The organism is Bacillus sp. SIMBA_074, from assembly GCF_046534555.1.
GTDB lineage: Bacteria > Bacillota > Bacilli > Bacillales > Bacillaceae_G > Bacillus_A > Bacillus_A mycoides.
The window spans coordinates 1-341 of record NZ_JAWRYM010000223.1 but is presented as its reverse complement, the minus strand read 5'-3'; the positions used below and the strand labels follow the sequence as shown (position 1 = coordinate 341).

1 protein-coding gene is annotated in these 341 nt (G+C 71.6%); it reads right to left on the bottom strand.

The genetic code is table 11. From position 1 onward, the window contains the following. Positions 1 to 211: hypothetical protein (locus SB773_RS30595; RefSeq protein ID WP_410593979.1), on the bottom strand; the 211-nt coding region annotated here is incomplete at its 3' end. Positions 212 to 341 lie beyond the last annotated feature (130 nt).

Genomic DNA, 341 nt, shown 5'->3' with positions numbered 1-341 from the left:
GCGCGGCCACGAACCATGCGAACGTCAGGACCAGCACGGCGAAGGCGACGGCGAGGCCGAGCAGTTCCGTCACGCTGATACCGGCCACGGACGAGGAGAACACCTGGCCGCCGACCGCGACCTGCGACCCAGGGGGGAGCGCCTTCTCGAGCGTCCTGCCGGCCTCCTGGAGCGCGTCGCTCGTGCTCGGCAGCACCGCCGTCGTCGCCACCGAGAGTTGGATGGGCACGAGAGCCGCCGAACCGTCCGAGCTGACGTTGCCGGTCGACGGCCCCGAGTACGGCGAGGAGGCCGAGGTGACCTGCGGGATCGCCGCGATCTCGGTGACGGTGTGCTCGACG